The following is a 7439-nucleotide window of genomic DNA, read 5'->3' on the forward strand; positions in this document are numbered from 1 at the left end:
TCGACACCCGAGACAAAGCCGGGGTCCTGATTCAGGTTTCCGGCGCCGGAATACCCCCCCTGAATCAAGGTGTATGACACCGTGGAGTAGCTTGCCCCAAGGATGGTTTCATACAGGCCGGGGCCAGCCGCAACATTCGTAGTGTTTCCCCAGATAATGGAATTGCGGAAATGGATATAGGAATTGTTGTTGTAGACCCCTCCTCCATAATCGGTCGAAGTATCGCCGGTGGCCTGGTTGTTGGCGATGGTCGTGTTGATGATATTCACCGGATAGGATGAATTGTTTTTTCCATAAACATACACCCCGCCGCCCTGCTGGGCCGTATTGCCGGCGATGAGGCAGTTGACCAGGTTGACGGTCCCGTTGACCGCATTGGCGATCTGTACGCCGCCGCCGGTGCAATGGTCCAATCCGATATTGTTCTTGATGACACAGTTCCGGACGGTGGACGTTCCCGACAAATATTGCATTTGAATACCGCCCCCGCCGTAGGCATCGCCGGCACAATTCATGATGGTGAACCCATCCACAATCACGGGGCCGCCGTTCAGTGAAAACCCGCGCACCCAGTTGTCTCCGGTTTCTCCGTTTCCCGTGACGATCGTGGGATAACTGGCCCAGTCCCGGTCATCCCATTGGGGTGAGGCCACGCTTGCGGGAAACCCGCCGTAAAAACTCAATTGATAGCCGAAGTTGGAAACAACATAGTGATCCCAACTTTCCTGGGGCGTGCGGGTGTAGACCCCCTCCTTGACCCAGATTTCATGGCCGCCCGTCTCGTCCGCAGTGGCCGCTTCGACCGCCGACATGATGTCGGCAAACGCGAAGGCCCAGGATGCCCCGGTCTGAGTGCCGGTGTTGGCGGCATCCACGTAATAGACGGTCCCCCAGGCATTGGCGGCGAAAAGCAGAAAGAAAATAAAGGCCAGAAATGTTTTGAACCGATTCGCAAACAGGCCTTTGCCTCTCCAGGTTAAATACGAGTCACGCATCCTTTTCCTCCTTCAAGTTTGGGGTGGTTGATGGTCCAATTTTCCAAAAGTCAAAATTAAAAGCGTTTATTGGGTTGATGTCATCGATGACCGCGCTTTTGTTTAAAAAATAGGGCAACCGGGGTTGCAATAAGCAAATTATGTGCCAAATTATACGCCGGATAGATATGGTATAAGAACATTGTGGTACGCTACAGGAGGTACGTTGATGACCGTATCTGGGAAAATTAGGTTACAGGCATGAAATGTTTTCCACATTCAGGCCGTTGCGCAATGGGCATCCCCTGAATTCCCCCGCTGAAATGAAGCATTCAGCAGACACTCGCTGTCATGCCGCAGTGGACACTTCGCTGTGCCAACTTCCAACTTGTCGACGTCTCGGATGCCGACGTGACTTTCTGCCATCTCGCGGCGGACCGGATGGTGAGCCCGGGAGACACATTCGACACATTGAAAAAAGGATGCCGCATCCTGTCACGCCGGTTTGAAGTCAGCGGACGAGAGATATACAACCCGAATTGAGCGACTGTCAGGGCCTCACCCGTAACAGCATGCTCTCATCCAAAAAATGGTAAGGCACCCAATTTAACATGAAATCTCAAACAAACGAATTGAAATTTCATGTTAAATGCGATAGGGCTTGCCCTATGAAAAAAATTGAGCGGTTGATAGATGAAAGAGCGATAAATAGATATCTCAAAACCTTTCCGGTTACAGCGATATTGGGCCCCCGCCAATGCGGCAAAACGACGCTGGCACGGGGTCTAAGGTTCGACCACTATTTTGACCTTGAGAATCCACGTGATGAAGCCCGTCTGGATACCCCTCAAATCGCACTCGAAGATTTGAAAGGGCTAGTTGTCATCGATGAAATACAGAGGAAGCCCCACCTGTTTCCCCTTTTACGATATCTTGTGGATAGCCGGCAGGACCAGAGCTATCTGATTTTGGGAAGTGCATCCCGCGACCTGATTCACCAGGGGTCGGAGTCGCTTGCCGGCCGGATTGGGTTCTATCATCTCGCCGGATTCCGTTTCCACGATATAGGAAAAGACAACATCAACCGGCTGTGGGCCAGGGGGACCATGCCGGGTTCTTTTTTGGCCGGTGACGATGCCGGAAGCTACCTCTGGCGTGAAAATTTCATTGCCACTTTCCTGGAACGTGATATTCCACAGCTTGGCATCAATATCCCGGCTCGAACGCTCAGGCGTTTCTGGGCTATGATGGCACATTACCACGGGCAAGTGCTGAACTATTCCGAATTGGGACGTTCGTTCGGGATTTCAGACATGACAGTTCGCAGGTACGTCGATATTCTGGAAGGGACATTTATGGTCCGCTGTCTTCAGCCATGGCAGGAAAATCTGAAAAAACGTCAGGTAAAATCGCCCAAGTTGTATCTGCGTGATCCCGGACTTTTCCACTGGCTGATGAATGTCGAGAACCTCGAGGAACTGACGCTTCATCCGAAATTAGGTGCTTCATGGGAAGGGTTCGCCCTGGAGTGTGTTTGCCGTAGTATCGGTATAAGCAGTGAAAATTTTTATTTTTGGAAAATTCATTCAGGCTCGGAACTTGACTTGTTATGGATGCATGCCGGGCGAAGATGGGGGGTGGCGTTTACGTATAGTGACGCACCCAGAAAAAGGCGGTCCATGTCAGTCGTGATCGATGACCTGGCGTTGGATCATCTCTGGGTTATATATCCCGGTAAACAACACTATCGACTGGATGAAAGTATTACGGTTCTCCCCCTGTCAGAGGTTCCTGCCAGATGGGAATATCCGGATCAATCAACTTAGGAAAACACAATTGAACATGAAAAAAACAATCGCTTTTTTAATTGTCGCGGGATTGATCGCCCTGCTTGGCTGGCGCTTGTACCAGGGCTATACGGCCAAGCAGGGCCAAGTGAAGACCAACGGCAATCGCGCCGTGGCTGTACGCACCGAGCCCGTCCGCATGATGACTGTCCGGGACATTCGGGTTTTCACGGGGTCCCTCCGGGCGGAGAGCACCTTCTATGTCGCTTCCAAGGTCGGCGGCCGGCTGGAAAAAGTGGCGGTCCATATCGGCGAAAAGATACGGCAGGGGCAGATGGTCGCCCGCATCGAAGCGGCCGAATACCGGCAGCAGGTCGAGGAAGCCCGCGCGGAATTCGAAGTCGCCAAGGCACGCATCGTACAGTGCCGGGCGCGGCTCAATCTGGTTGAAATCGAGTTCAAACGCGTCCGCACGCTTCGCGAAAAGAATATATCATCGGCCTCGGAATTCGATAAAACCGAGTCGGAGCTCAAGGCCGCGCAGGCGGAGCTGATGGTGCTGCAAGCCCAGGTCGATCAGAAGGAAGCGGCATTGAAAGCCGCACAAATTCGTCTCGGGTACACCGAGCTGAAGGCCGTGTGGGAAAACGGCTCCGATGTGCGTTACGTGGGTGAACGGTTCGTGGATGAGGGCCAGATGCTGTCGGCCAACACCCCGATCCTCAGTATCGTCAACATTAAAACGCTGAACGCCGTGGTCAACGCCATCGAGCAGGATTATCCCTATTTAAAACAAGGCCAGGAAGCCGTCATCACGACGGATGCATTTCCCGGGAGCGAGTTCAAGGGCACCGTCTGGCGAATATCCAACATATTGCAGGAATCGACGCGCCAGGCGGAAGTGGAAATCCGGGTGCCGAATCCGGATCTTAAGTTAAAGCCGGGCATGTTCGTGCGGGTGCGCATCCAGTTTGCAAGGCATGCAAACGCAACGGCCGTTCCGGAAGCGGCCCTGGTGGGATATCACGGTAAAAGCGGTGTTTATCTGCTGTCGGCGGATGAAAAGAGCGTCTCTTTCGTCCCCGTCGAAAAGGGGATCGAGGACGACGGCTGGGTGGAAGTGGTTTCTCCGCCCCTGTCCGGTAACGTGGTCACCATCGGCCATCAACTCCTGAAAGACGGCGCAGCCGTCGTGGTGCCGGGCCCGGCTTCGGGGCACGGCGACGCCGGGGCATCTTCAACAGGTGCATTGAAAAAATGAATATATCCCACTTTACGGTAGACCGGCCGATTTTTACAGCCATGCTCACCTGCCTGGTCCTGGTCCTCGGCAGTGTCGCCCTGATGCGCATTCCGGTGGATTTGATGCCCGACATAACCGAACCCCGCATCAGTATCACGACGACCTACGAAAATGCCAGTCCCGAAGAAGTGGAGGAGCTGATTACCCGCAAGATCGAGGAAGCGGTCAGTTCGGTCACCGGCGTAGACGAGATCGATTCCATTTCCGGTGAAGGCGCGAGCCGGGTGACCGTGGCCTTTGCGTGGGGTACGGATATCGACAGTGTTTCCAACGATGTCCGCGATCGCCTGGACCGCATCTATGCATCCTTGCCGGAAAAGGCCGAGCGGCCCTCGTTGCGCAAATACAACCCGTCCGAATTTCCCGTGCTGATTATGGGTACCAGCAGCAACCTCGATCCTCTCAAGCTGCGATACATCATCGACGAACATATACAGCCCCGCATGGAGCGGGCGCCGGGCATCGCCGCCGTCGATGTTGTCGGCGGCCTGGAACGTGAGATCCATGTGGACCTGGACAGCGAAAAGGTCAAGGCCCTCAAACTGTCGGTAAACACTATTGTCGAACGCATAGAAAAGGGCAACCTCAACCTGCCGGCCGGTTCGGTTTACCGCGGGCGTCTGGACGTGCGCATCCGCACACCGGGGCTTTACACGGGCCTCGATGAAATCCGGAACACGATTGTTGCCATGGTCGGCGATGCGCCCATACGGGTAATGGACATCGGTGTCGTCGAGGACGCGTGGAAAGAGGAAACCAACCACGTACTGGTGAACGGTAAAAGCGGGCTCATTCTGAGGGTCAACAAGCAATCCGGGGCCAATACGGTCGAGGTGGTCAGGGGGGTCATGCGGGAAGTGGCCAAAATCAACAAAGACTTTCCGGAGCTCGAAATCGTTCCCATCATCAATTCGGCCAAGTATATCGAGCAGTCCATTAAAAACCTGGGGCAATCGGCCATGTACGGCGCCTGCTTCGCCGTTTTCATCCTCTTGTTTTTCCTTCGGAATATCCGCAGCACCTTCATCGTGGCCGTTGCCATCCCCATATCGGTGATCGCCACCTTCCTGCTGATCTATTTCGGCGGGTTTACGTTGAATATCATGACCCTTGGCGGGCTGGCCCTGGGAATCGGCATGCTGGTGGACAGTTCCATCGTCGTCGTGGAAAACATTCTGCGGCTGCATGACAGGGGCATCGATCGAAAAACCGCGGCCCGGGCCGGCAGCGAGGAGGTCACCTCCGCCATCATCGCCAGCACCTTTACGACCCTGGTCGTTTTTCTGCCGTTGATCCTGATGCGCGGCATGTCGGGCATCATGTTCAAGCAACTGGCGCTGGTAGTGAGTTTCTCGCTGTTTTGCTCACTAATGGTCGCCGTGAGCCTGGTTCCGATGCTGGCTTCACGGTTGATGGCCCCGACGGCCGTGAACGGGCATTCGAGCCGGACGTTGAAAAACAGGCTGCTTTCCCTTTCAAACAACATGTTCATGCGACTGGAAGACCTTTACCGCGACACGCTGCACTGGGCCCTTTCTCATCGCATCGTGACGGCCGTGGCGTGCCTGCTGATCCTCGTCGGTTCGCTGGCCTTCATTCCGCTGATCGGTACCGAACTCATGCCGGAAACGGACGAGGGCGAAGTCCGGGTGGAAGGTGAAATGGAGGTCGGAATGCGTTTGGATCTGGTGCGCCAAACCATGGACGCCATCTATCCCATCATCGTAAAGAGCACGCCCGAGATCGAAAGTTCGCTGGCCTTTATCGGCGGACGGCCATGGAGGCCCGGCAGCGCCAATACCGGGGAATTCCGCATCAACCTGAAACCACTCGACCAGCGCACGCGATCCGATTTGGAGATCGCCGATGATCTGGCCAAACGCCTGACCCACATACCGGGGGTCAAGATCCGCACGCGCAAGGGAAGCGGTTTTTTCCTCCTGCGTCGGGCGACGGGCAGTACCGAGCGTCTCAATGTCGAAATCCGGGGCCACGAACTGAAAACAGCCTCTGCTCTGGTCGATCAGGTCGTACCCCTTATCGAAGCGGTACCCGGCGTCACCGACACGCGTGTCAGCCAGACCCTGGGTACACCGGAACAGCGGATCATCGTGGACCGCCAAAAGGCCGAAGAGATGAAACTCACCGTCACCCAGATCAGCGAAACCCTGGAGACCGCTCTTTCCGGTAGCTCAGCCGGTGAATACAGGGATGGCGGGAACGAATATCGAATTCTGGTAAAGGTCCGGGATGCCCGTTGGCTTTCATTGCGCGATATCCTCGATCTCACGGTAACCAATCAGGAGGGGGAACCGATCGTGCTCCGCAATGTCGTCAAGATCGAGCCCCAAACCGGGCCGACCTCCATCGAGCGCAAGAACCAGCAGCGTTACATCGAAGTCAGGGTCAACATCCGGGGCAGGGATATGGGATCGGTGGCGGCCGATATTAACAAGGCGCTGAAAAGCGTTGCCGTGCCCGAAAATTTCCAGGTGGCGGTCACGGGCGACTACGAAGAACAGGGCAAATCGTTCCGGGAACTGATGATGAGTTTCGGGCTGGCGATTCTGCTGGTGTACATGGTGATGGCCTGCCAGTTCGAATCCCTGCGTGATCCTTTTGTGGTCATGTTTTCGGTGCCGTTTGCCTCGGTGGGGGTCATCCTCATGTTGTTTTTCACGAACACGACCCTCAATCTCCAGTCGTTCATCGGTTGTATCATGCTGGCCGGAATCGTGGTGAACAATGCCATTCTGCTGGTCGACCACACCAATCTCTTGCGCCGGCGGGACGGCCTGGCCCTGCAGCAGGCCATCGAGGAAGCGGGCCGGCGACGGCTGCGTCCCATTTTGATGACGGCCTTGACCACCAGCCTGGCCCTGACACCTCTCGCCCTGGGAATGGGCGAAGGCGGTGAAGCCCAGGCGCCCATGGCCCGCGCGGTCATCGGCGGCCTGCTCAGCTCCACGTTGATTTCCCTGATTCTCGTTCCAGTGGTCTATTCGATTTTAGAGTGGAAAAACGGCAAGAGCCCGGACGGCGAGGCGCCAAAGCTGTCCACTTAACAGGGCCCGGGGGCAAGGGAATCGGTGCCCTTGTGTTAGGTGTTAAGTGTCGGGTGATTACGTGTTGAGAGGCATTTTGCTGTACATCTCTCGCCCACTTCGTTAGAGAAACCAGAGGACGCAGAGAAAGAACATATGTCACCACCCGCTCACTGCGTTCACTCGGGGCACAGAGAACACAGTGGTAGATTTGTCTGCGCCTGTCTGCGTTCGTCTGCGGTTAGGTTATTTCTTATCTCAATGCTATGAGGCTGGGAAGCTATAATGCCGCCAATGGGCAATCTGCTTTTCGGCATCCCAGCCTTCCGGC

Annotated in this window: 5 protein-coding genes; 4 read left to right on the plus strand and 1 reads right to left on the minus strand. The window is 55.3% G+C overall.

The window, feature by feature from the left end:
• Positions 1-995, minus strand: a 995-nt coding sequence (locus tag LJE94_06790) for a hypothetical protein (GenBank protein MCG6909818.1), incomplete at its 3' end; no start/stop codon positions are given.
• Positions 996-1325: 330 nt separating this feature from the next.
• Here LJE94_06790 and LJE94_06795 point away from each other — a divergent pair.
• The 4 genes from LJE94_06795 to LJE94_06810 all read left to right on the plus strand — a co-directional run bounded on the left by LJE94_06795 (position 1326) and on the right by LJE94_06810 (position 7129).
• Positions 1326-1517: a hypothetical protein gene (locus tag LJE94_06795; protein ID MCG6909819.1), complete on the plus strand. Its 192-nt coding sequence runs from the start codon at positions 1326-1328 to the stop codon at positions 1515-1517.
• Positions 1518-1642: 125 nt separating this feature from the next.
• On the plus strand, positions 1643-2800 hold the full coding sequence (locus tag LJE94_06800) for an ATP-binding protein (GenBank protein ID MCG6909820.1): 1158 nt from the start codon (positions 1643-1645) through the stop codon (positions 2798-2800).
• Positions 2801-2816: 16 nt separating this feature from the next.
• Positions 2817-4022 carry an efflux RND transporter periplasmic adaptor subunit gene (locus tag LJE94_06805; protein ID MCG6909821.1) on the plus strand — a complete coding sequence of 402 codons (1206 nt, stop codon included), beginning with the start codon at positions 2817-2819 and terminating at the stop codon, positions 4020-4022.
• The gene (locus LJE94_06810; GenBank protein ID MCG6909822.1) at positions 4019-7129 is read left to right on the plus strand and encodes an efflux RND transporter permease subunit; all 3111 of its coding nucleotides are present in this window, start codon (positions 4019-4021) and stop codon (positions 7127-7129) included. The genes LJE94_06805 and LJE94_06810 overlap by 4 nt, the downstream gene beginning before the upstream one ends.
• Positions 7130-7439: the final 310 nt, after the last annotated feature.

This window comes from Deltaproteobacteria bacterium (genome assembly GCA_022340465.1).
Taxonomy (GTDB): domain Bacteria; phylum Desulfobacterota; class Desulfobacteria; order Desulfobacterales; family B30-G6; genus JAJDNW01.

Excerpts from the sequence above, each read along its gene's own strand:
- LJE94_06795 (MCG6909819.1), top strand. The coding sequence starts at position 1,326 with ATGCCGCAGTGGACACTTCGCTGTGCCAACTTCCAACTTGTCGACGTC.
- LJE94_06800 (MCG6909820.1), top strand. The coding sequence starts at position 1,643 with ATGAAAAAAATTGAGCGGTTGATAGATGAAAGAGCGATAAATAGATAT.
- LJE94_06805 (MCG6909821.1), top strand. The coding sequence starts at position 2,817 with ATGAAAAAAACAATCGCTTTTTTAATTGTCGCGGGATTGATCGCCCTG.
- LJE94_06810 (MCG6909822.1), top strand. The coding sequence starts at position 4,019 with ATGAATATATCCCACTTTACGGTAGACCGGCCGATTTTTACAGCCATG.